Annotated in this window: 26 protein-coding genes; 5 read left to right on the top strand and 21 right to left on the bottom strand. The window is 64.6% G+C overall.

What is annotated here, in order from left to right:
• Nucleotides 1-187: 187 nt before the first annotated feature.
• Together I603_RS05800 and I603_RS05795 are read right to left on the bottom strand one after the other, a co-directional pair.
• Entirely contained in the window at nucleotides 188-829 is a 642-nt protein-coding gene (locus tag I603_RS05800) for a glutathione S-transferase family protein (protein ID WP_068863017.1), read from the bottom strand.
• 10 nt (nucleotides 830-839) lie between these two features.
• Nucleotides 840-1,778: a DUF808 domain-containing protein gene (locus tag I603_RS05795; protein WP_068863015.1), complete on the bottom strand. Its 939-nt coding sequence runs from the start codon at nucleotides 1,776-1,778 to the stop codon at nucleotides 840-842.
• 209 nt (nucleotides 1,779-1,987) lie between these two features.
• Between I603_RS05795 and rpsF the strand changes: the two genes are divergently transcribed.
• The 5 genes from rpsF to I603_RS05770 all read left to right on the top strand — a co-directional run bounded on the left by rpsF (nucleotide 1,988) and on the right by I603_RS05770 (nucleotide 5,544).
• Complete coding sequence (gene rpsF, locus I603_RS05790) at nucleotides 1,988-2,353, top strand: 30S ribosomal protein S6 (RefSeq protein ID WP_068863014.1); 366 nt, start codon at nucleotides 1,988-1,990, stop codon at nucleotides 2,351-2,353.
• A complete protein-coding gene (gene rpsR, locus I603_RS05785) occupies nucleotides 2,353-2,577 on the top strand; it encodes a 30S ribosomal protein S18 (RefSeq protein WP_034954295.1) in 225 nt (74 codons plus the stop codon). The genes rpsF and rpsR overlap by 1 nt, the downstream gene beginning before the upstream one ends.
• 13 nt (nucleotides 2,578-2,590) lie before the next feature.
• Nucleotides 2,591-3,208 (top strand): 50S ribosomal protein L9, encoded by a 618-nt coding sequence (gene rplI, locus I603_RS05780; protein ID WP_068863012.1) that lies wholly within the window; start codon nucleotides 2,591-2,593, stop codon nucleotides 3,206-3,208.
• 144 nt (nucleotides 3,209-3,352) lie between these two features.
• Complete coding sequence (locus I603_RS05775) at nucleotides 3,353-4,789, top strand: AMP nucleosidase (RefSeq protein ID WP_068863011.1); 1,437 nt, start codon at nucleotides 3,353-3,355, stop codon at nucleotides 4,787-4,789.
• Entirely contained in the window at nucleotides 4,786-5,544 is a 759-nt protein-coding gene (locus I603_RS05770; RefSeq protein ID WP_068863008.1) for an SDR family NAD(P)-dependent oxidoreductase, read from the top strand. Before I603_RS05775 ends, I603_RS05770 begins: the two co-directional genes overlap by 4 nt.
• A gap of 14 nt (nucleotides 5,545-5,558) precedes the next feature.
• Here the strand turns inward: I603_RS05770 and I603_RS05765 are convergent, their stop codons facing one another.
• From I603_RS05765 to ffh, 19 genes are all read right to left on the bottom strand, one after another.
• The gene (locus I603_RS05765) at nucleotides 5,559-6,467 is read right to left on the bottom strand and encodes a DUF4019 domain-containing protein (protein ID WP_068863006.1); all 909 of its coding nucleotides are present in this window, start codon (nucleotides 6,465-6,467) and stop codon (nucleotides 5,559-5,561) included.
• Between the two features lie 65 nt (nucleotides 6,468-6,532).
• The gene (gene rimK, locus I603_RS05760) at nucleotides 6,533-7,438 is read right to left on the bottom strand and encodes a 30S ribosomal protein S6--L-glutamate ligase (protein WP_068863004.1); all 906 of its coding nucleotides are present in this window, start codon (nucleotides 7,436-7,438) and stop codon (nucleotides 6,533-6,535) included.
• A 24-nt stretch (nucleotides 7,439-7,462) separates the two neighbouring features.
• Nucleotides 7,463-7,918, bottom strand: coding sequence for an ATP-dependent zinc protease family protein (locus I603_RS05755; protein ID WP_068863002.1), 456 nt, complete (start codon nucleotides 7,916-7,918; stop codon nucleotides 7,463-7,465).
• On the bottom strand, nucleotides 7,915-8,925 hold the full coding sequence (locus tag I603_RS05750; RefSeq protein ID WP_068863000.1) for a beta-propeller fold lactonase family protein: 1,011 nt from the start codon (nucleotides 8,923-8,925) through the stop codon (nucleotides 7,915-7,917). Before I603_RS05750 ends, I603_RS05755 begins: the two co-directional genes overlap by 4 nt.
• Nucleotides 8,926-8,983: 58 nt before the next feature.
• On the bottom strand, nucleotides 8,984-9,739 hold the full coding sequence (locus tag I603_RS05745) for an alpha/beta fold hydrolase (RefSeq protein ID WP_068862998.1): 756 nt from the start codon (nucleotides 9,737-9,739) through the stop codon (nucleotides 8,984-8,986).
• Nucleotides 9,736-10,389 carry a 2-hydroxychromene-2-carboxylate isomerase gene (locus I603_RS05740; protein WP_068862996.1) on the bottom strand — a complete coding sequence of 218 codons (654 nt, stop codon included), beginning with the start codon at nucleotides 10,387-10,389 and terminating at the stop codon, nucleotides 9,736-9,738. Before I603_RS05740 ends, I603_RS05745 begins: the two co-directional genes overlap by 4 nt.
• A gap of 29 nt (nucleotides 10,390-10,418) precedes the next feature.
• Nucleotides 10,419-10,880, bottom strand: a complete 462-nt coding sequence (locus tag I603_RS05735; RefSeq protein ID WP_068863324.1) for an SAM-dependent methyltransferase — start codon at nucleotides 10,878-10,880, stop codon at nucleotides 10,419-10,421.
• A complete protein-coding gene (locus I603_RS05730) occupies nucleotides 10,877-11,443 on the bottom strand; it encodes a hypothetical protein (protein WP_068862995.1) in 567 nt (188 codons plus the stop codon). Before I603_RS05730 ends, I603_RS05735 begins: the two co-directional genes overlap by 4 nt.
• 5 nt (nucleotides 11,444-11,448) lie before the next feature.
• Entirely contained in the window at nucleotides 11,449-12,474 is a 1,026-nt protein-coding gene (locus tag I603_RS05725) for an aspartate-semialdehyde dehydrogenase (protein ID WP_068862993.1), read from the bottom strand.
• A gap of 79 nt (nucleotides 12,475-12,553) precedes the next feature.
• Complete coding sequence (locus tag I603_RS05720) at nucleotides 12,554-14,797, bottom strand: S9 family peptidase (RefSeq protein ID WP_068862991.1); 2,244 nt, start codon at nucleotides 14,795-14,797, stop codon at nucleotides 12,554-12,556.
• 185 nt (nucleotides 14,798-14,982) lie between these two features.
• Complete coding sequence (gene rplS / locus I603_RS05715) at nucleotides 14,983-15,351, bottom strand: 50S ribosomal protein L19 (protein ID WP_068862989.1); 369 nt, start codon at nucleotides 15,349-15,351, stop codon at nucleotides 14,983-14,985.
• Nucleotides 15,348-16,091: a tRNA (guanosine(37)-N1)-methyltransferase TrmD gene (trmD, locus tag I603_RS05710; protein ID WP_068862987.1), complete on the bottom strand. Its 744-nt coding sequence runs from the start codon at nucleotides 16,089-16,091 to the stop codon at nucleotides 15,348-15,350. The genes rplS and trmD overlap by 4 nt, the downstream gene beginning before the upstream one ends.
• Entirely contained in the window at nucleotides 16,092-16,397 is a 306-nt protein-coding gene (locus I603_RS05705) for a hypothetical protein (RefSeq protein ID WP_143736741.1), read from the bottom strand.
• Nucleotides 16,388-17,338 carry a carbon-nitrogen hydrolase family protein gene (locus I603_RS05700; RefSeq protein ID WP_068862983.1) on the bottom strand — a complete coding sequence of 317 codons (951 nt, stop codon included), beginning with the start codon at nucleotides 17,336-17,338 and terminating at the stop codon, nucleotides 16,388-16,390. The genes I603_RS05705 and I603_RS05700 overlap by 10 nt, the downstream gene beginning before the upstream one ends.
• Before the next feature lie 23 nt (nucleotides 17,339-17,361).
• Entirely contained in the window at nucleotides 17,362-18,180 is an 819-nt protein-coding gene (locus I603_RS05695) for a TIGR04222 domain-containing membrane protein (RefSeq protein WP_068862981.1), read from the bottom strand.
• Complete coding sequence (locus I603_RS05690) at nucleotides 18,180-18,728, bottom strand: glycine-rich domain-containing protein (protein ID WP_068862979.1); 549 nt, start codon at nucleotides 18,726-18,728, stop codon at nucleotides 18,180-18,182. The genes I603_RS05695 and I603_RS05690 overlap by 1 nt, the downstream gene beginning before the upstream one ends.
• Before the next feature lie 4 nt (nucleotides 18,729-18,732).
• Complete coding sequence (gene rimM, locus I603_RS05685; protein ID WP_068862978.1) at nucleotides 18,733-19,233, bottom strand: ribosome maturation factor RimM; 501 nt, start codon at nucleotides 19,231-19,233, stop codon at nucleotides 18,733-18,735.
• A 6-nt stretch (nucleotides 19,234-19,239) separates the two neighbouring features.
• Nucleotides 19,240-19,764, bottom strand: coding sequence for a 30S ribosomal protein S16 (rpsP, locus tag I603_RS05680; protein ID WP_068862976.1), 525 nt, complete (start codon nucleotides 19,762-19,764; stop codon nucleotides 19,240-19,242).
• Nucleotides 19,765-19,820: 56 nt separating this feature from the next.
• Nucleotides 19,821-21,284, bottom strand: a complete 1,464-nt coding sequence (gene ffh / locus I603_RS05675; protein WP_068862975.1) for a signal recognition particle protein — start codon at nucleotides 21,282-21,284, stop codon at nucleotides 19,821-19,823.
• Nucleotides 21,285-21,400 lie beyond the last annotated feature (116 nt).

Below are 21,400 nucleotides of genomic sequence, written 5' to 3'. Positions count from 1 at the left end.
TCCGGCATTCTCCCGGACCGCCGCCGCTTGTGGCCAGATCATGGCGCGGCAGTGCCGATGGCCGGGGTGCTTGCACAAGGCCTTGTCGCAGAAAGTTCTAGATCGGGTTAACGGGCTGATCACCAAGAGGAAGCCCCCGGCAGATCATCTGAACAAGGCAGGCCCCGAAGGGCCGCGTCTGGCGGCGTTAACGCGCGAGCGCCTGCCGCCCCGCCTCTTCGCGCGCAAAGGCGCGCTGATAGGCCTCGCGCGCCGTCAGCCTTGCGCGGTAGTCCTTCAGGCTCTGCGGCACGCCCTCGTCCAGCCCCACGCTTTCGGCAAGGATCAGCGCATAGCCCACGCAGATATCGGCCACCGTGAAGCGGTCGGCGCACAGGTATTCGCGGCCCTCCAGCCGCTGCTCCACTTTCACCAGCCGCTTGTGGAACCACTTGGCATAGGCGTGTCCGGCCTCGGCCCAGCCCTTGTCCTTCTCGAAGATCGCAAAGCGCATGTAGACTGTCTGCGGGAAAGTGATCGTCGCGTCGGCGTGGTAGGTATAGTCGCAATACTCGCCATAATCCCGCTCGCCCGGCGCAATCGCGAGCGGCGTAAACCCCTCGCGCGTGGCGAGATAATGCGCGATGGCGCAGCTTTCGGTCATCCGCGTCTCGCCGTCGACCAGCAGCGGCACGGTGCCGAGCGGGTTCAACTCGAGATATTCGGGCGCAAGGTAGCGCGGCGGGAACGGGAGGATGTTGAGGTCGATATCGACCCCGGCTTCCTCGGCCGCCCAGGTGGCGCGCAGGCCGCGCGAACGGGCGCAGGTGTACAGAACAGGCTTTGTCATGGCGTCAGACCTAGTGGCCTTCCTCCGCGCCCACACCCAGCACTTTGTGCAGGACGAAAGCGATTACGCCGCCCAGCACCAAGCCGACAATCGCCGAGCCCGCCGCATAGGTGACCCAGCCCAGCACGCCGCCCGCCGCCTCGGTAACGGCATGTTCGGCCCCGTGGACCACATCGTAGATGGCGTGAAAGCCCACCTCGTGCGTGCCGTGGACGATGATCCCCCCGCCGACCCACAACATGGCAACAGTGCCGATCATCGCCAGCGCGGCGAGCAATTTGGGCACGAAGCGCAGCAGGAAGGCGCCAAAGCTCTGCTTCCAGCTTTCGGCCTGCTTGGTGAGGTAAAGCCCGATATCGTCGATCTTCACGATCAGCCCGACGACGCCGTAGACCCCCAGCGTCACGACGATAGCGACCACCGCCAGCACGGCTCCGCGCAGGAACAGCGTCTCGTCGGCGACTTCGTTGAGCGCAATCGCCATGATTTCCGCCGACAGGATGAAATCGGTGCGGATCGCACCGGCGACACGCTTGCTCTCGAAGGCGACCGGATCGGCGATCTCGTCTTCCAGCGTCTTGCCGTGCTTGTCCGCACCGAGCTTCTCCAGCACCTTTTCCGCGCCTTCGTAGCACAGGAAGGCCCCGCCCAGCATCAGCAGCCAGATGATCGCGGACGGCAGGAATTCCGACAGGACCAGCGCGCCCGGCAACAGGAACAGCAGCTTGTTGCGCAAGCTCCCCTTGGTGATCTTCCAGATGATCGGCAATTCGCGCGCCGGCGAAAGTCCGGTGACATAACTCGGCGTCACCGCCGCATCGTCGATCACCACGCCGGCGGTCTTGCTGCCCGCCTTGCCTGCCGCGACCGAGACATCGTCGAGCGAGGCCGAGGCAGCCTTGGCAATGACCGATATATCGTCCAGCAGCGCAACCAGTCCTGAAGGCATGTTTCGTTCCCTCGCGCTCGAATCATGTGCGCCAGTCGCCCGCCTGCCCTGCCCGCCGCCTGCCGACAAGTCTTGCAATCGGCGACAAAAGCTGTAAGGGGCCGCTCTTCGCAAGGGATCCGCCCTCGCGATTTATCGAAGAAAGCCGGAGGGGCCCCGTCGTCAAGACGGATAAGCCAGCGATCGGCATGGAAGTGAAAGGACGCGGGATGGCGCTCTACGAGCACATCTTTCTCGCGCGTCAGGATCTGAGCCAGGCTCAGGTCGACGCGCTGGCGGCGCAAGCCACCGAAATCATCGAAGCAGGCAACGGCAAGGTCACCAAGACCGAAACGTGGGGCCTCAAGTCGCTCGCCTACAAGATCGAGCGCAACCGCAAGGCGCATTTCGTCATGCTCAACATCGAAGCCCCCGGCAACGTGGTGGCCGAGCTTGAGCGCCAGACCCGCATCAACGAAGACGTCATCCGCTACATGACCATCCGCGTGGACGCCCACGAGGAAGGTCCGAGCGTCATGATGCGCAAGAACGAACGCGAGCGTAAGCGCCGCGAAACCCGTGAGGAGCGCGACTGATGGCCCGCCCGTTTTTCCGCCGCCGCAAGTCCTGCCCGTTCGCGGCCAAGGACGCCCCGAAGATCGATTACAAGGACGTGCGCCTGCTGCAGGGCTTCATGTCCGAGCGTGGCAAGATCGTGCCTTCGCGCATCACCGCAGTTTCGGCCAAGAAGCAGCGCGAACTCGCCAAGGCGATCAAGCGCGCGCGTCACATCGGCCTCCTGCCGTACATTGTGAAGTAAGAGGAGAGGACACATGGATATCATTCTCCTCGAACGCATCGAGAAGCTCGGCTCGATCGGCGACATCGTCACCGTGAAAGACGGCTATGCGCGCAACTTCCTGCTCCCGCAGAAAAAGGCCCTGCGCGCCAACGACGCGAACAAGAAGGTGTTCGAAGCCAACCGGGAACGCCTCGAAAAGGAAAACGCCGAACGCCGCACCGATGCCGAAAAGCTCGGCGAGAAGGTGGCGGGCGCAGAAGTGGTGCTGATCCGCGCCGCTTCGAACGCCGGCCAGCTCTACGGTTCGGTCAGCGTGCGCGACATCGTGTCGGGCCTTGGCGATCAGGGCCACAGCGTCGACAAGCGCATGGTTATCCTCGGGGCGCCGATCAAGACCATCGGCATGCATGACGTGACCATCGCCCTGCACCCTGAAGTGCGCGTGACGGTGAAGGCCAACGTGGCCCGCTCGGACGACGAAGCCAAGCTGCAGAGCGAAGGCGTCGACGTGCTGGCGCAGATGTTCGAAGACGAACAGCGCGCCATCGAAGAGCAGGCCGAAGCGACCCGCATCGACACTGGCCTGGAGCCGGGCGAAATCCCCGCCGAGCTGCTTGAAGAACAGGGCGAGGAAGGCGACGAAGCCTGATCCCTTGCACGGGCCTTCGCGGCCATGGACACAAAGGCGGGCGCGGGGATCGGATGCGATCTCCGCGCCCTTCTTGTAAACAGCGCCTGCTCGCGCGAAGGTGCTGCCATACAACGATAACAACAAAGGAGCAGATGAACTGCCATGATCGACATTCCCGCTATTCTCGCCCAGCTCCAGCAGCACTACGATGCCGCCGTGACCGCCCTGCGCGAGGACGTGATCGCCTACGGAACGAACGGCGCCGTCCCTCCGCAGCGCAAGCGCGAGGATGGCAGCTACGCCTATCCGCAGATCACCTTGCGCTATGCCGGCAACGGTAGCCCGCAGGATCGCAGCAGGGCTTTCGGCAGGCTGGAAGCGCCTGGCATCTACACCACCACCATCACCCGGCCCGACCTGTTCGCGACCTATCTGACCGAGCAATTGCAGCTGATCGCGACCGAATACGAGGTCGATGTCTCGGTCGAACGCTCGCGTCAGGAAATCCCCTTCCCCTATGTGCTCGACGGCGAGGCGGGCGCGGCTATGGTCGGCATCGCGCCGCAGGACATTGCACAATATTTTCCCTCGACCGATCTTGCCCTGATCGGTGACGAACTGGCCGACGGCATCGAGTTCGACGAGGACGAGGCCATGCCGCTCTCGCTGTTCGACGCGCTGCGCACCGACTATTCGCTGGCGCGCCTCAAGCACTATACCGGCACCGAGGTCGCCGACTTCCAGGACTTCATCCTGTTCACCAACTATCACCGCTATGTCGATGAATTCGTGAACTGGGGTGCAACGCAGATCGGCAGCAACGGCTATGTCGCGCTGACCGGCGCGGCCGGGCTCGACATTCGCGAAAACACTCCGCACGCGCAGGACCAGCTCAATGACACCGCCTGGCGCAAGCACCAGATGCCCGCCTATCACCTGATCCGCGAGGACGGGCGCGGGATTACTCTGGTCAATATCGGCGTCGGCCCGTCCAACGCCAAGACGATCTGCGATCACCTGGCTGTGCTGCGTCCGCATGCGTGGATGATGATCGGCCACTGCGGCGGGCTGCGTTCGACCCAGAAGATCGGCGACTTCGTGCTTGCCCATGCTTACCTGCGCGATGATCACGTGCTTGATTGCGTGCTCCCGCCCGAAGTGCCGATCCCGCCGATTGCCGAAGTCCAGCAGGCGCTGGCCGGCGCGGCGGAGGAAGTCAGCGGCGTTCAGGGCGCAAACCTCAAGCAGCGGATGCGCACCGGCACGGTGGTGACCACCGATGATCGCAACTGGGAGTTGCGCTATTCCTCCTCGGCCAAGCGTTTCTCGCAAAGCCGCGCCATCGCGATCGAGATGGAAAGCGCCACCATCGCCACGCAGGGCTACCGCTTCCGGGTGCCTTACGGGACGCTGCTCTGCGTCTCGGACAAGCCCTTGCATGGCGAGATCAAGCTGCCGGGGCAGGCCAACAAGTTCTACGAGGAAGCCATCGCCGCGCACTTGCAGATCGGCATTGTCGCCTGCGCGCGCCTGAGGGACGAGGGCGACCGGTTGCACTCGCGTAAATTGCGCGCCTTCAACGAACCGCCGTTCCGGTGAGCGCCCCCCGCTCCGTCGCGGGCCGGGTTGCCATTATCACCGGCGCCGCCAGTGGCATGGGCCGGGCCACCGCGCTGCTGTTTGCAGCCGAGGGTGCCAAGGTGGCGGTGATCGACCTCGACCATGCCGCATGCGAGGCAGTAGCGACCGAGTGCGGGAACGGCGCGCGAGCCTATGCGCTGGATTTGGCGGATGGCGATGCCATCACGCGCACCGTCGCGCAGATCGCCGCAGATTTCGGGCGGATCGACATTCTGGTGAACAATGCCGGAGTCTCCAGCTTCTGCGGGCTTGATGATCCCGCCTATGAGGACATCTGGCACCGTGCGATCGCCGTGATGCTGACCGCCCACCAGCGCATGGTGCGCGCCGCCCTGCCCCATCTTCGCCAGAGCGATGCACCAAGGATCGTCAATATCGCCTCGACCGAGGGGCTTGGAGCGACCCCGGGCGATACGCCCTATGTCGCGGCCAAGACCGGCGTGATCGGCCTGACGCGCGGCCTTGCGGTCGATCTTGGCCCCGAAGGCATCACCGTCAACTGCATCTGCCCCGGCCCGATCCGCACCGCAATGACCGACGCCGTTGCCGAAGATCACAAGACGATCTTCGCCAAGCGCCGCACTGCGCTGAGGCGCTATGGCGAACCCGAAGAAGTCGCGCACGTCACGCTCTCGCTGGTACTGCCTGCAGCCAGCTATATTACCGGCGCAGCGATCCCGGTCGATGGCGGGTTGACGGCAAGGAACGCCTGAGGCGTGGGTGCCAATTACTCGAACGCGGCCTGGGTAAAGCCGTTGCGCAGCGCCATTTCGTCGAACAGCGCATCACAGGCCAGTTTGTTTGCCTCGCATCGCATCGCCATCATCGCGCGTGAGCCCTTCTCTCCCACAGGCTCCACCCACCGCTTGATCACCGCAGGATAAGTCAGCGCGCCCTCGGGAGCAAACGACCAGACAGAATAGCTCGGCTGGTGGGCGATCACAGTCCAACCATTTTCGATCTTGGTCTCGATACCCTCCTTCGCCGAAACGGCGGCGCGTGCTTCGGCAACGCTGCCATATTCGATCCCCTGTGCAAGAGTGTCGGGCAGCGGCTCGGGGACATAATTGGGGCAATTGCGCGCCAGCATTCGCCACACCAGCACGGCCTGCAATTCGCTGTGCGACGCGGCGATCTGGGCGAAGTTGGCATTGCCCATCACGTTTTCCTCGAAGCGGGTGACCTTGAAGCCTTTCGCACCGGGCGCCTGATGGAGAATAGTATAACCGCACATGCGGTTTGCCTTGGCGAAGGCGGCGCTGGCATCGATCGCAACGAAAGTGCCGGGATAGGGAACGCCGGGCGAATCCTTGGTCCAGGTGATCTTGACCCGATTGCTCAACACAAGCGCACCGCGGTCGGCTGCGGCCTGCGTCCGGTCCTCGCGGAACCGCTCCGGCGAATACTTCGCCCGCAAGCCCTCGCCGATCATCGCATAGGCGGCATCGTAATCGCCTGTCTCGACGAGCTCGTTGAAGCGCTGCCACGTCGCCAGTGCCTCGGCCTCGAGCTCTTCGCTGGGGATCCAGCCCGGGCTGGAGCCTTGCGTGATATTGACTTCGCGCATGGTCTGCTGCGCGGCGACAGCGCTGCTGACAGACAGAGCGAGTGCGAGCGCGGCAAGCCTGACGATCACGGCAAATCCCCCATGAAAGTCAGCAAGCTAGCCCGCCCGCTCGTCAGAGTCGAGCGAAGGTCGGTCTACCCCCGCCCCTTGGTCTTGGTCGCCCCGTCCTTCGCATTGGCGGCGATAAAGTCGATGATCAGCCCTGCCACGTCCTTACCGGTCGCAGTCTCGATGCCCTCCAGACCCGGCGAGGAATTGACCTCCATGATGACGGGGCCGTGATTGCTGCGCAGCATATCCACCCCGCACACGTTGAGCCCCATGCGCTTGGCCGCGCGAACCGCGGTGGAGCGTTCTTCCGGCGTGATCTTGATCACTTCCGCGCTGCCGCCACGATGCAGGTTGGAGCGGAACTCGTCCGGCGCGCCGGTGCGCTTCATCGCGGCGACCACCTTGCCGCCCACCACCAGCGCGCGGATATCGGTGCCGCCGGCTTCCTTGATGAACTCCTGCACGAGGATGTTGACGTTGGCCCCGCGGAAGGCCTCGATCACCGACTTGGCGCTCGACATCGTCTCGGCCAGAACCACGCCGATGCCCTGCGTCCCCTCGATCAGCTTTATGACGACCGGCGGGCCCTTCACCGCGCGGATGATCTCCTCGGCCTGCTTGGGGTCATTGGCATAGGCGGTGAGCGGCAGGCCAAGGCCGTGCTTGGCGAGGATCTGCAGGCTTCTGAGCTTGTCGCGGCTCCGGCCGATGGCGACGCTCTCGTTCAGGGACCAGATCCCGCGCATCTCGAACTGCCGCAGGATCGCGAGGCCATAATTGGTGATCGAGGCACCAATGCGCGGGATCACCGCGTCATAGGCGGCAATCGGCTTGCCGTTATAGAACACCTGCGGTCGGTGGCTGGCGATATGTACCGTGCAGCGCAGGGTGTTGAGAATGTCGAGTTCATGGCCGCGTGCCTCGGCAGCCTCTTTCAGGCGCCGGTGCGAATAGAGATTGGGATTACGCGCCAGCATCGCGATTTTCATTGGATACCTTTCAAAGCCGGCACTCTACCGGCGGCTCGGCCCCTTATCCGCAAATCCTTCCGATTGCAGCCACGAATGACCACTATCGACAACGAAACGACGCCTGAGCGCCGTGCGCCCGATCAGCATCGGGAATTGCATCTGGGAACGATCCGCCAGGCTGATTTCCGCCCGGAAGGTGGCCTTACCGATCCTCAGCGGCGTCTTTATGACAAACCGGCGCTGCCGTTCGCCCATCGAACTGGTGATGCCCCGGATATCGACATGCACGGCCTCGCAGAAGTGCCGTTCCCCGCCCCAATCGACCGCAAAGCGCACAAACCGCTGGCCGTCGCGGGAAAAATCATCGAGCACCTCGGCGTGGAGCGAGGATGTGCGCGCGCCGGTGTCGATCTTGGCCGGGATGCCCGCCAGCCCCAGATCGGGCAAGCTGACCCGCTCGCGCCAGCCGACGACGGTGAGAGGTCTGGCAGTGCTCAAGGCAGGATCGCCATCCCGTCCCCGCCATTCCCGACCTTCAGGCGCCGCAACACCGCGCCACTGGCGTAATCGACCTCGGCGACGGTGTCGCTCGCTGTCTCTGCGACATAGATGCGATTCCCATCGTCGGACCACAGGATAGTGACCTGAAACCGCGCCTCGGTCTCCTCGGGGCTGGAGACGGCAATGGTGCGGATAACCTTGGCGCTTGCGGTGTCGATCACGCTGAGGCTGCCGTCCTGCAAATCGGACGTCACCGCGACATCGCCTTGCGGGCGCACGGCGATGCGCAGGGGAAAGCGGCCGGTGGGGATCGTCTCGCGCACTTCCATCGTCTGCGGATCGAGCGCGAAGGCCTGATTGGATCCACGCGCCGAAACCCACAGGGTTTTGCCATCAGGCGAAAGCGCGATGCCCTCGGGCTCCTCCCCCACCGTTACAGACATTGGTGCGCGGCGGGTGACAAGATCGATGCGCGTGACAGTCCGCGAGCCGAGATCGGTGGTCCACGCCGTGCGCGCATCCGGGCTGACAGCGAGCATATGGCTGCCGTCCTTGCCGGTTCCGTATTCGAACAAAGCCCGCGTTTCGGAGAGCGGATCGCGGATCCAGAACACCGATCGCCGACCCTCGGCGGTCGCGTAGAGGTTACCGTTCGGATGCCAGACGATACCATGCGGCCGGGCATTTTCTCCTAGGTCGATGCTGGCTACCCGGGCAAGGCTGTCGGTACGAAAGATGTCGACGCTCGTCCCGCCGTAACAGGCCAACGCCACTTGGCGTCCATCCGGCGAAGTCGCCAGTTCGTGGGGGTTGGTGCAGCTTGGCAGGCGAAGCACCTCCTCGCCTTTTGCCAGATCGACCTTGGACAGCGTGTTCCCGCGCTTGTTCGCTACGAACAGCGTCGGCGGCATCGCATCAGCCCCCGCCTGCACCGGTCCGGCAGCAGGCGCGCAGGCTGCAAGCGAGAAAGCCAGCCCCACGGCCAACACGGCAACATACTTCATGGCAAGCCCTCCCCTCGGCTGACGCGCAACATTGGTGTGAACCCGACCGTCATACGAATCAAGCGGCGAGGAAATCCGCTATCGCTTCGCCAAGTTCGGGCTTGGTGACGCTGCTCATGTGAGTGCCTGGAACCTCGACATAATGCGCATCCGGCAGCAGCGCGGCGAGGTCTTCAGCCGAGCCGTTGTCCTGGTCCTCGTCACCGCAGATGACCGCTGTCGGCATGGTGATATTCGCGAGCCGGGCAAGGTCGAAATCGTCCATCGCATCGAGCAGCAATCGCGCCGCCACGGGGTCCACCCCCTGCGACTTCAGGAAAGTGCGTGCGAGATAGGCCGGATCGCCGGGCCTGATGGTGTCGAATTCGTCGATCACCCGCTTGAAGAAATCCGCCCGCCGCTGCCATTCGCCAAGCCCCGACACACCCATGCCGCAGATCGCCAGCCGCCGCGGGGTCAGCACGCCATGCGCAACTGCGTGGATTGCGGTGCGCGCGCCGAGCGAGAAGCCGACGAGGTCGAACACGCCCTCCCCAAGTTCCAGATGCTCCGCCAGGGCAGCAACATCACGCACCAGCACGCCAGCGGGATAGGCCGCCGGATCATGGGGGGCCTCGCTCTCGCCGTGGACGCGGAAATCGGGCATGATCGCGCGGAAGCCGGACGCAGCCAGCCTGTCTGCGTGACCGAACTTGATCCAGTTCATCTGCGCGCTGGAGAACAGCCCGTGCAGCAGGACAACCGGGCGGCCCTCGCCTTCGGTGTGGATGGCGATGCGGGTGCCGTCGAAACTGACGAAATGCCCGGTGCTCACGCGCGCTTCTCCAGTCCCCGCTGCTCCATCCGCCACTGGGCCATGGCGATGCGGTCCTGCCCGAAGAAGGGCTCGCCCTCGAACACGAGGGTCGGCACGCCCCAGTGGCCCGCCGCTTCAAGCGTTTGCTGGTTGGCGGCGATTTCCGCATCGAGTGCGTGGGCATCGTGCTGCGCCTCGGCCTCGAGCTCGGCGAAATCGAGCCCGACGCGTGCCGCAGCCTCGGCGAGATGATCGCCCTCGTGCCAGTCATCAACTGCGCCGGACCAGATCACCCGCGATACCTCGTCGGCGAATGCAAGCCCCCGACCCCGTCGCTCCGCAGTCTGGCCCAGACGGCACAGGCGGTGGATGTGCGGCTGTTCTTGCGCAATCTCGCGCGTGGCGAGGTTCTGCACCACCGGATCGGGGCGCGGCCAGCGATAAGGTATGCCAAGCATCTGCGCGCTCCTCGCCGCATCGATGAAGATGTACCGCCCGACATTGGGATTGCCGGCGAACAGGATCGAGGGATCGCGGATCGCAATCGGCAGCACGGTGCGCAGCGCTATCGCAAGGTCATATTCCTCGGCCATGGCCCGGTAGCGGGCTACGGCGAGATAGGAATAGGGCGAGCGGAAGCTGAAGAACAGATCGGCGCGAAGGGTCATGCCGCCGGTGCTAGACAATCGCGCGGCACTTACCAATAGTCCGCCATGATTTCGCGCGCCCAATCGGGCTCGCACACCGCCCCGCGCGGCGAAAAACCGCTCATCACCGGCTTGATGTCGAGCACCGGAGTGCCGTCGACCGCATCAAGGCCGCGCACCCTGAGGCACGTTCCCTCGACCGATAGGATTTCACAGGTGGTCAGACCGATACGGTTCGGGCGGTTCTTGCCGCGCTGGGCGAAGATGCCGACGCGCGGCCAGTCCTTCCGCCCGCGCGGGTGGCGTGCGCCGGTCTCGACCTTCCCGTCCGGCACCCGGTCGAACAGGAAGATGATCTCGGCGTGGCTGAAGGCATCAAGGCCCGCCAGCGCCTCGGCATCGAAGCGCGCCGGATCGAGCACGATCTCCGCCTCGACCATGCCCCAGTCATCATCCTCCACCACAGCGCGCCCGCCGCGTACGGTGCCGACGGGGTCAAGCGTGAAACTCACCGGAAGAAACACTGGGTACCGGCGTAGAGCATCTCCACGCTATCGCCCGCGATGAAGCCTCCGATCCTCTGCCCCAGCGCAAATTCCTCGCCCAGCGTGCTGCCTTCGACCGGGGCATAGCCCGGCGCGGCTTCAGCGAGGCTGCGCGGGCTGCCCACCTGCACCTCGCCCGCAAGCTTCACCACACCGCTCGCCGGAGCATCGCCTTCCTGTGCAAGGTGCCAGTTCCACCCGACCAGACGACCGTCCTGAAAATGCGCGGTCAGGCCGCCGGAGAAATCGGTGAAGGTGATCGGGCCGGCGCCGCACTCCTTGTTGGAACCCGAACGCAGCGCCGGGCCGAGCGCCTTGGCGAGCGCGGTTTCGACTTCTCTCTGGCCGGCGGCGAAATAAAAGGCTTCCGGCCCCGCCGCGAGCCCTTCTGGCCGCAGTTCGACGACATCGGCCGCGACGGCCAGTCCAGCCACCTCGCCCTGCTGGCGCTCCGCCGGGCTCGGCACCTCGCCGCTGTCGCAGCCGGCGAGAGCAAGCGCACCAGTGAGTGCCATCAGACCGAGCCGCATAAGCCTTATCCCTTCTTCAGATGCCGCCGCCCCAGCAGTTCGGCGATCTGCACCGCGTTCAATGCGGCGCCCTTGCGCAGATTGTCGGAGACGCACCACAAGGTCAGGCCGTTCTCCACCGTCGGGTCTTCGCGCACGCGGCTCACAAAGGTCGCCGCATCGCCGACGCATTCGACCGGTGTGATGTAGCCGCCGTCCTCGCGCTTATCGATCAGCATCACGCCGGGGGCTTCGCGCAGGATGTCCATTGCCTGCTCTGCCGAGATCTCGTTCTCGAACTCGATGTTCACGGCCTCGGAGTGGCCGACAAACACCGGCACGCGCACGCAGGTCGCGGTCAGCTTGATCTTCGGATCGAGGATTTTCTTGGTCTCGACCACCATCTTCCATTCTTCCTTGGTCGAACCATCGTCGAGGAAACTGTCAATGTGCGGAATGACGTTGAAGGCGATCTGCTTGGTGAACTTCTGCGGCTCCAGCGGATCGCCGACGAAGATCGCGCGGCTCTGGGCGAACAGTTCGTCCATCCCCGCCTTGCCCGCGCCCGAGACCGACTGGTAGGTCGACACCACCACGCGCTTGATCGTCGCGGCATCGTGCAGCGGCTTCAGTGCCACCACCAGCTGCGCGGTCGAGCAGTTGGGGTTGGCGATGATGTTGCGCGCCTTGTAACCGTCGATCGCATCCGGGTTCACCTCCGGCACGATCAGCGGCACGTCGGGATCCATGCGGTAGAGCGAGGAATTGTCGATTACGATGCAACCCGCTGCGGCTGCCTTGGGGGCATATTCCTTGGCCGGGCCGCTGCCGGCGGCGAACAGCGCGATGTCCCAGCCGGTGAAGTCGAAATGCTCAATGTTCCTGCACTTGAGCATCTTGCCGGTGTCGCCGAATTCGACTTCGGTGCCGACCGAGCGCGAGGAAGCAACCGCCGCAACCTCGTCGCACGGGAAATCGCGCTCGGCGAGCACTTGCATCATCTCGCGCCCGACATTGCCGGTCGCCCCGACCACTGCCACCCGGTAACCCACTAGACGTTCTCCTTGGATCTAGGCTGCGCGAGATAGCGCGCGCGCGGCCAAGCGCAACCGCTATCCGCGTATCGCAGACCTATTCCTTGGTCTGGGGCGCGACGCCGTGGCTCTCCAGAAAGCGGAAGATCGTGTTCCAGACATGCGGGCCGATCTTCTCCCCCGACACGCGGTGGGTGTAACCGGGGTAGAGCATCATCTCGAAGGGCAGGTTGGCTTCCTGCAGGACACCGATCAACTCGGAAGAGTTCTCGAAAACCACGTTGTCATCGGCCATTCCGTGGATCAGCAGCAGCGGGTCAGCGATCTTCGTAGCATCGGGAATAGCGCTCGCCTGCTCGTAGGCCCCGGGAACTTCGCGCGGATCGCCCATATAGCGTTCGGTATAGTGGGTGTCGTAAAGCTCCCAGCGGGTCACCGGCGCGCCGGAAATGCCCGCGGCGTAGAGCCCGGGATCGGCCTCCAGCATCTTGAGCGTCATATAGCCACCGTAGGACCAACCATAGGTCGCGATCTTGGCCGGATCGACGAAATCGAGCGCTTTCAGGAACTGCGCGCCCGTCTTCTGGTCGCGCACTTCGGCGCCGCCCATCGCGCGGTAAAGCGGCTGCTCGAAGTCCACCCCGCGATTGGCCGACCCGCGATTGTCGAGCTGGAACCAGATATAGCCCCTGTCGACAATCGCCTGAGCGAGTGCACCGCCCCATCCTTTCGTCACCGTCTGCGGACCGGGGCCGCCATAGTGCTGGAAGAACACCGGATAGCGCTTGCCCGGCTCCAACTTGGGCGTGAGCATCATCCAGTGCAACGGCGTCCCGTCCTCTGCGGCGATGACGCCGAATTCGGGGGTGACATGGCTCGCCAGGTAGGGCGCATAGGGATGCTCGCCCTCGACGCGGTTTTCCTCGATCCAGGCCACGCGCTTGCCGTCCGGCGTTGCCAGATAGGACTGCGGCGGTTGTTCGGGCGCGGAGCGGGTGACGTAGAGCAGCCGTCCCTTGCCATCCATGCTGGCGGAATTGGTGAAGGCTGGGTCGGTGAGCAACTCAGGCTCTCCGGTTCCGTCGAGCCGCGCACGGTAGATCTGCTGGGTCAGCACGCCAGCTGTCGCCTGATAGGTGAAGGTGCCCGCCTCCTCGTCCACCCCGACCAGCGTGGTGGTGGGCGAGGTGCCGCTGGTGAGCTGCGTCCACTGGCCGTCGGCGTAGCGGTAGAAGTGCCCGTAGCCATCGCGCTCCGACCACCACAGCAGGCTGCCATCCTTGAGGAAGCGGTAATTATCCGAGAGGTTCACCCAGTAATCCGACCGCGCGGCCTTCTCGGTGAACAGAACAGTGCTCGCGCCGGTTGCCGGATCAATCCTGAGCACATCGATCTTCGTTTGCGCGCGGTCCTGCCGCTGGACATAAAGGTAATCGTCCGGCCCCCAATTAACCCGCGCGACATAGATATCGAGATCGGGTCCCAGATCGACCTTCACCCGGTTCGCCCCATCGGGATCCATCAGGAACAATTCTACCACGGCATTATCGGTGCCGGCGGCAGGATAGCGCTGGTCGAACACGCGGGTGCCCTTCGCGCCGATGGCAGCGCGGGTAACGATGCCCACCGGACTCTCGTCGGTGCGCTGCACCGCGATCCGGTCGTCATTGGGCGACCACCAATAGCCCTGAAGCCGCGCCATTTCCTCCTGTGCGACAAACTCAGCCTCGCCCCAGCGGATCGTATCGGCCTCATCGGCGGGCGTAACAGGCTGCGCTTCCCCACCCACGGGGCCAACCCACAGCCGCCGGTCGCGGACAAAGGAAACAAACCCGCCCTTGGTCGACAGCTTGGGGTTGAGTTCGGTCCCTTCGGTATCGGTGAGCTGAGTCACCGTGCCGTCGAGCCGCGCGAGGTAAAGATCGCCGTCCAAGGGCACCAGCACACCCGAACCGTCGCTTGCCCACTGGTAGCTGATAATGCCCTTGAGCCCCGCCACGCGCGCGCGCTCGCGCTGCATCTTTTCGTCCTCGGACAATTCCTTGCCGCTGCCGAGCTTCTCCGAATCCACCAGCATCCGCCATTCCCCGGTTTCGATGTCATAGCCCCAAAGGTCATAGCGCTCGCGCTCGTCGGCGCGGTTTCTCAGCAGGGCGAGATAGCGCCCGTCGGGCGAGAGCTTCACCTGCCGGGGTGCGGGGCCGTCAAGGCCGGGTGAAGCGAAGACGCGCTCGAAAGTGAGCGTGGGTGCCATCTCAGACATGGTCGCTGTCTCCGCCAGCACGGGAGTTGTCAGGCAAGTGGAAAGGGAAAGGGCAACCGCAGCAAAAACCGAACGCATCCAAAGCTCACCTCGTCATTGCGAGCCGCCGGAAGGCGGCGCGGCAATCCAGCGCCGGTCCGTGCCGTTCTGGATTGCTTCCTCGCTGACGCTCCTCGCAATGACCGACCGGAATGGCAAGGGGCCCAAAACGAAAAGGGCGACCCCGCAGGGTCGCCCTTCGTGTATTTGCTGGCAATGAAGCCTTACGCCTTGGGCGCGTTGACCTTGCGCTCGGCGATACGCGCGCTCTTGCCGGTGCGGCCGCGCAGGTAATAGAGCTTGGCCCGGCGCACGACGCCGCGACGCACCACGGTGATGCTTTCGACGATCGGCGAGTAGAGCGGGAAGACGCGTTCCACGCCTTCGCCGAAGCTGATCTTGCGCACGGTGAAGTTGGAACCCATGCCGCGGTTCGAACGGGCGATGACGACGCCTTCGTAGTTCTGCACGCGCTCGCGGTTGCCTTCCTTCACCTTCACGCCGACGCGGACGGTGTCGCCCGCGCGGAATTCGGGGATGTCCTTGCCGGACTTGGCGATTTCTTCGGCTTCAATCTGCTGGATCAGGTTCACTGGTCCGGTTCCTTCGTTTTTCGCTGCGCGCCAGAGGCAGGTTGGACCCGAGCGCCCTCATGGCGCTCCCACAAGTCCGGCCTGCGTGACCGTGTATCGTCTTCGCTCCTTGCCTTGCGCCAAGCAGCGATCTTCGCATGATCCCCCGATCGCAGCACTTCGGGGATCGTGCGCCCTTCCCATTCCTGAGGTCGGGTGTAGTGCGGGTATTCGAGGAGGCCGTTTTCGTACGACTCCTCGGCCCCGCTGGAAGCCGCGCCCATTACGCCGGGAATGAGGCGAATGCAAGCGTCAAGGATGGTGAGCGCTGCCATCTCGCCGCCGGAAAGGACGATGTCGGCGAGGCTGACCTGCTCGATCTCCGGCTGGGCCTCGAACAGCCGCTCGTCGAACCCCTCGAACCGCCCGCACAGGATGATGACCCCGGGGCCGCTGGCGAGTTCGCGGATGCGCTGTTGGGTGATGGGTTTCCCGCGCGGGGTCATGGCGAGGATCGCGCGACCGGCGGCAGGCACGCTGTCCAACGCTCGCGCGAGCACATCGCACTTGAGCACCATCCCCGCCCCGCCACCTGCGGGGGTATCATCGACCGTGCGGTGCTTGTCGGTGGCGAAGTCGCGGATCTGCACCGTCTCGCAGGCCCACTTGGCATCAGCCAGCGCGCGCCCCGCGATGGAGTGCCCGAGCGGCCCGGGGAACATCTCCGGATAGAGCGTGAGGATGGTGGCGGCGAAGGTCATTCAGTCGAACACATTGTGATCCGGATCGGCCGGCCTGCGCTTCGTCACGACCAGCGCGAGCGGGAACGCCAGCGCAGCGAAGAGGAGCGTCCCGACCCCGACGGCGATGATCGGAAGCAGCCCCGCACCGGTTCCGATCAAGGCGGCGAAGGCGGGGATTGTGAGCAACACTCCCAGCGCCGCCGCCGCATAGCCGGCGCGCCGTGCCGGGGAACTGCGCTTGAAGGCGAAATTGGCGATGAAGCCGAACAGCATCGCCAGACCCGCGAGAAAGGCGAGCGTCAAGACACCCGAGATTATTGCCATGCCACCCCATCCTTCGCGCGCGTATCGACCATCAGTTCAAACACATCCGGCCGCGCATAGTGCCCGTCGGTATCGAGGTTCGTCAAACCCTCGGCCACCTCGGCAAGATCAAGCTCGGCAAACAGCGTCTCCTCCCCTTCACCCGCCTGTGCGATCACACGGGTATCGGGCGCGGCGATCAGCGAGCCGCCCTTGTTGAGCACCTCGCCGGGGATGGCTTCGAGCAATTCGCGCGCGTCGGCATCACCGCCCACACGTTCCAGCCCATCCAGCAAATCATCCTTCACCTGCACCAGCCCCGCCGCCAGCACGAAGCAGCGCCCCTCCATTGCATAGTGGCGCGAGGCAATCGCGTGGCTCTCGCGCACCGTCGGCCATGCGGCTACGTGCACATCCTCGCCGAGATTATGCATCGCCGCGCGCGCCAAGGGCATCCAGTGCTCCCAGCAGATCAGCGTGCCGAGGCGGCCCCACTCGGCCTGATGCACGCAGAGCGTCGAACCATCGCCGCGTGCCCAGATCAGGCGTTCGCCATGGGTCGGCACGAGCTTGCGATGGTCCAGCACCGGCAGGCCGGGGCGGAATGTCAGCTGGTTGTTGACGAGGCTGCGCCGCACCCGCTCATGCGCGCCAATGCTGATGATCGCGCCGCTCGCGTCCGCGAGTTCCTGCAAAGGCAAAAGGCGCTCGTCATTGGCCACCACCGCCTGTTCCAGCATGATCGCATGCAGCGCCTGCGTGCCCGGATGATCCCACAAGGCAGCGCCCGGCGCCTCGTCCAGCCACAGCGGATAGCCGCCGAGGAAGGTCTCCCCGAAGGCCACCACCTTCGCGCCATTTTCAGTGGCTTCGCGGGCAAGATGCAGCGCCTTGTCGATCCCCGCCTGAAAATCGAGCGGAACCGGCGGGGCTTGAATGACGGCGACAGGAAGCGTGGTCATGCCCGTGCGCTTACGCCGGGAAATCAGCCCCCGCAACCGCCGCAGCCACCGCCACAGCCCGATCCGCCGTCACTGTCGCTGCTGTCACCGCCGTCACCGTCCTTGTTCTTGTGGAGCATCGCGTGGACCGGCTCCCATGGGGTACCTAGCAGAACCGCCGTGCCGAACAGCGCCACAGCAAGGGGCACCTCCTGCGGCTCCGGCGCAAGGCGCAGGCGTGCAAACTTGTCCTGCATATTGTGGAGTGTCGCGATGCCGCCTTCGGTACGGCGGTCAAACTTCGCCAAGCGGATCACAGCCGCAAGCACGGTGACCACCATCAACCCTACAAGCGCCCCCGTCGGTTCACCCAGCATGCTGCCCGCGCGCTGGCGGTATAGACCCACCACCAGCAGAAAAACGAAGGGTGCAATACAGAGCATCCGCAGCCGCAGCATTTCCTCGTAGCGCAGCAGCAAGCCGTGGCGTTCCAGCCGGGCAGCGACTCGATCGGCCTGGGAGGCAAGCAGAGACCGTGCCTCTACCGGCGAAATCGGTCCCGAGACCCTCAACAATGCCTTGCCCGCAGGACTGGCCGGCAGACTGCTCTGAACCACCGCCAGCTTGCCGCGACCTGCCTCAGCCAGGCCACCACGCACGAAAAGATCGGCCATGAGCGAATCGGCAAAGCGCGCTCGGCCGCCTGACAGCAGGGCAAGATCTTCGGCTTCGAGCGATTCGGCGGTCCGCCCGGACGGGCGCAGCTGCATCGGCATCCACCATGACGCAAGCATGGCAAAGCCAAGCAGCAGCGTGTAAAACAACAGAAAGTCGCCGCCCGTCCAAGACGAGAACAGCTGCATTATATTATCCTTCCCGCGAGCCAGCCTGCCACGAAAGCAAGCAGACCCACCGCCAGCGCGACCCGGCGTCGAAGAACGATAACATCGGAAAAGTTAACACGCACTCCCTGCGGGTCGATGGTAAAGCGCCGGTGTGCAACCGGCCAGATGTCACCCGGCGGCGGATGGCCGAAAGCGGTTTGGTATGCGGCCAGAGTGGCGGCGTACTGATGATAGAACCGGCTTCGTTCGTTGCGTCCACCGCGCGTCGGGCCATGATGCAAGTCGGCCCCTAGCACCTGCGGGCAGAAAACCTGCCAGTAATCGCGCGAGTAGGTCAGATGGAGGTGCCAGGCCTGATCGACCGCATCCGACGGCGTGACCTCGTGGCCGGCGGTCATCGCGAGATAGCAAAAGCGCTTGTATTCGCCGATCACACGCTCGGCATGGGCCAAGCTCCAGCGGTTTTCGCGGGCAAGCCGGGCGACGAAAGACAGCGATGCGTCGGTTGGGCCGATGTAGTGGTCGGCTAGGCGCTGCCACAAGGCGTCATTGGCGGGCGGGCTCACGCCCCTAGTCTTCTGCGAAAGCGCCCGCAATCACAAGCCGGTGTTCGTCCCACTCCAGAACCGCTGCGGGAATCATCGGGACCATGAAAGTCTTCTGCCCTTTTTCCGGCACAGGCTCGCGGGCAATTTCGACGATGTCTGTTGCACCGAAATTCTCGATTGCGGCGACGATTCCGATGCGCTCACCCGCGTCGGTGAGCACCGGCAAGCCAAGCAGGTCGGCGTGGTAGTATTCGCCCTCGCCAAGCGGAGGCAGCGCCTCGCGCGGTACGCTGAGCACCGTGCCGCGCAGCTTCTCGGCATCGGCGCGCGAGGTGCTTTCGGCGAGCCGGGCAATGGCCCCGCCCTTGCCGTCCTCGCGGATCTTGAAGAGTGTCAGTGCGCCGTCGTTGAAGGTCTTGTGACGGGAGAGTTCAGCGACACCCTCTCCGAACAACTTGAGGCGCACCTCGCCCGTCACCCCGTGCGCGCCAACGATGGCAGCGAGGGTGACGGGCCTGGTCATGCGGGCTTAGCCTTCGGACTGCTCTTCGGCAGCAGCTTCCTCGGCAGCAGCAGCTTCCTCGGCAGCGGGCGCCTCTTCGGCAGCGGGCGTCTCTTCGGCAGCCGGAGCTTCTTCGGCGGGCGCTTCTTCGGCAGCCGGGGCAGCAGCAGCAGCCTTGGCTTCTTCTTCAGCGGCGCGCGCGGCTTCTTCAGCCTCGGCGATCTTGGCCGCACGCTCCTCGGCGCGCTCCTTGGCCTTCTCGCCCGGCTCACCCTTCTTGGGGTTGTTGCGGGCCGCACGTTCCTTGATGCCGGCGGCGTCGAGGAAGCGGGCAACCCGGTCGGTCGGCTGCGCGCCCACGCCCAGCCAGTAGCGGGCACGGTCTTCATTGAGCTTCACGCGCTCGGGCGAATCCTTGGCGAGGAGCGGGTTATAGGTGCCGATCTGCTCGAGATACTTGCCATCGCGGGGAGAACGGCTGTTGGCGACGACGACGCGGTAATAAGGACGCTTCTTGGCACCGCCGCGCGAAAGCCGGATGGAAATGGACATGGGGTTTTACCTTTCGACTGGAATTGAACTATTGAAACGAAAATACTGAGATGAAACTATTTCTTGCGCGGAGGCCCGCCAAGGCCGGGCAGACCACCCATGCCTGACCCAAGGCCGGGAAGACCGCCGGGGCCACCGCCCGTCGGACCGCCGAGACCGGGCATGCCGCCCATCCCGCCCCCGCCGCCGAACATGGCCGCCAAACCCTTGAGGCCGCCCATCTTCTTGATCTGCTTCATGGCGCGGGCCATTTCCTGATGCATCTTCAGGAGCTTGTTGACGGTCTGCACGTCCGTCCCGCTGCCCGCCGCAACCCTCTTCTTGCGCTTGGCGTTCATCAGGTCGGGATTGGCGCGTTCCTTCGGCGTCATCGACGAGATCACCGCTTCGAGATGGACGAGCACCTTGTCGTCCATGCCGCTGGCCTGCATCGCGGCCTTGGCCTTCTTCATTCCCGGCATCATCCCCGCCAGCATCCCGAGCCCGCCCATATTGCGCATCTGGCGCAGCTGCATGGCGAGGTCGTCGAGGTCGAACTTGCCCTTCTCGATATTGCGGGCGAGCTTTTCGGCGTCCTCTTCCTTGATCGTCGCCGCGGCCTTCTCGACCAGACTGACGACATCGCCCATGCCAAGGATGCGGTCGGCCACCGAGCCGGGGCGGAACACCTCGATCGCGTCGAGCTTTTCGCCCGTCCCGGCAAATTTGATCGGCTTGCCGGTGACCGCGCGCATCGAGAGCGCCGCGCCGCCGCGCGCATCGCCGTCCATCCGGGTCAGCACCACGCCGGTCAGCGGGACTTCGCCGGAAAAGCTCTGCGCGACGTTGACCGCGTCCTGGCCGGTCAGCGAATCGACCACCAGCAGCACTTCATTGGGAGCGGAAACGCCGGCGACGGCCTTCATCTCGGCCATCAACGCATCATCGACATGCAGACGGCCTGCGGTGTCGAGCAGCAGCACGTCGAAATTCTGCAGACGCGCAGCTTCCATCGCCCGGCGAGCGATATCGACCGGCTGCTGGCCCTTGATGATCGGCAGGGTCGCGACATCGACCTGCCCGCCCAGCACGGCGAGCTGTTCCTGCGCGGCCGGCCGGTTGACGTCGAGCGAGGCCATCAGCGCCTTCTTGCCGTGACGTTCGCGGATCAGCTTGGCGAGCTTGGCCGTGGTGGTGGTCTTGCCCGAGCCCTGCAGACCGACCATCATGATCACGACCGGCGGCTTCGCATCGAGGTTCAGACCCTCGGTCTCGGCCCCGCCAAGCGTTTCCACCAGTTCGTCATGAACGATCTTGATGACCTGTTGGCCCGGCGTGACCGAACGCAGCACGTCCTGCCCGACGGCCTTTTCGGTGACCGCATCTATGAAACGGCGGGCAACTGGCAGGGCGACATCGGCCTCGAGGAGAGCGATGCGGACCTCGCGCATGGCATCGCGCACATCCTGCTCACGCAGCGCACCGCGACCCTTAAGCTTGTCGAATACGCCGCCAAGCCGGTCGGACAGGGTATCGAACATCGCCTGCTTCTCCTGCCGGGTGCCGAAACGCCCGGAAAACGCGAAAAACGCCGGCGGACGAAACCTCGTCGGCCAGCGTTGCGGACTTCCTCGCGAAGTTCCGACTTTATCAGAGT

Source organism: Erythrobacter dokdonensis DSW-74 (assembly GCF_001677335.1).
GTDB lineage: Bacteria > Pseudomonadota > Alphaproteobacteria > Sphingomonadales > Sphingomonadaceae > Erythrobacter > Erythrobacter dokdonensis.
This window is presented reverse-complemented; position numbering and strand designations above follow the sequence as displayed.

Bases quoted from the DNA above. Each gene is read 5' to 3' on its own strand.
- rpsP (WP_068862976.1), bottom strand. From the start codon at position 19,764: ATGTCCATTTCCATCCGGCTTTCGCGCGGCGGTGCCAAGAAGCGTCCT.
- rpsR (WP_034954295.1), top strand. From the start codon at position 2,353: ATGGCCCGCCCGTTTTTCCGCCGCCGCAAGTCCTGCCCGTTCGCGGCC.
- I603_RS05750 (WP_068863000.1), bottom strand. From the start codon at position 8,925: ATGAAGTATGTTGCCGTGTTGGCCGTGGGGCTGGCTTTCTCGCTTGCA.
- rimK (WP_068863004.1), bottom strand. From the start codon at position 7,438: ATGAAAATCGCGATGCTGGCGCGTAATCCCAATCTCTATTCGCACCGG.
- I603_RS05695 (WP_068862981.1), bottom strand. From the start codon at position 18,180: ATGCAGCTGTTCTCGTCTTGGACGGGCGGCGACTTTCTGTTGTTTTAC.
- I603_RS05720 (WP_068862991.1), bottom strand. From the start codon at position 14,797: ATGCGTTCGGTTTTTGCTGCGGTTGCCCTTTCCCTTTCCACTTGCCTG.
- ffh (WP_068862975.1), bottom strand. From the start codon at position 21,284: ATGTTCGATACCCTGTCCGACCGGCTTGGCGGCGTATTCGACAAGCTT.
- I603_RS05730 (WP_068862995.1), bottom strand. From the start codon at position 11,443: ATGCGGCTCGGTCTGATGGCACTCACTGGTGCGCTTGCTCTCGCCGGC.
- I603_RS05700 (WP_068862983.1), bottom strand. From the start codon at position 17,338: ATGACCACGCTTCCTGTCGCCGTCATTCAAGCCCCGCCGGTTCCGCTC.
- rimM (WP_068862978.1), bottom strand. From the start codon at position 19,233: ATGACCAGGCCCGTCACCCTCGCTGCCATCGTTGGCGCGCACGGGGTG.
- I603_RS05800 (WP_068863017.1), bottom strand. From the start codon at position 829: ATGACAAAGCCTGTTCTGTACACCTGCGCCCGTTCGCGCGGCCTGCGC.
- rplI (WP_068863012.1), top strand. From the start codon at position 2,591: ATGGATATCATTCTCCTCGAACGCATCGAGAAGCTCGGCTCGATCGGC.
- rpsF (WP_068863014.1), top strand. From the start codon at position 1,988: ATGGCGCTCTACGAGCACATCTTTCTCGCGCGTCAGGATCTGAGCCAG.
- I603_RS05775 (WP_068863011.1), top strand. From the start codon at position 3,353: ATGATCGACATTCCCGCTATTCTCGCCCAGCTCCAGCAGCACTACGAT.
- I603_RS05740 (WP_068862996.1), bottom strand. From the start codon at position 10,389: ATGACCCTTCGCGCCGATCTGTTCTTCAGCTTCCGCTCGCCCTATTCC.
- I603_RS05795 (WP_068863015.1), bottom strand. From the start codon at position 1,778: ATGCCTTCAGGACTGGTTGCGCTGCTGGACGATATATCGGTCATTGCC.
- I603_RS05705 (WP_143736741.1), bottom strand. From the start codon at position 16,397: ATGGCAATAATCTCGGGTGTCTTGACGCTCGCCTTTCTCGCGGGTCTG.
- trmD (WP_068862987.1), bottom strand. From the start codon at position 16,091: ATGACCTTCGCCGCCACCATCCTCACGCTCTATCCGGAGATGTTCCCC.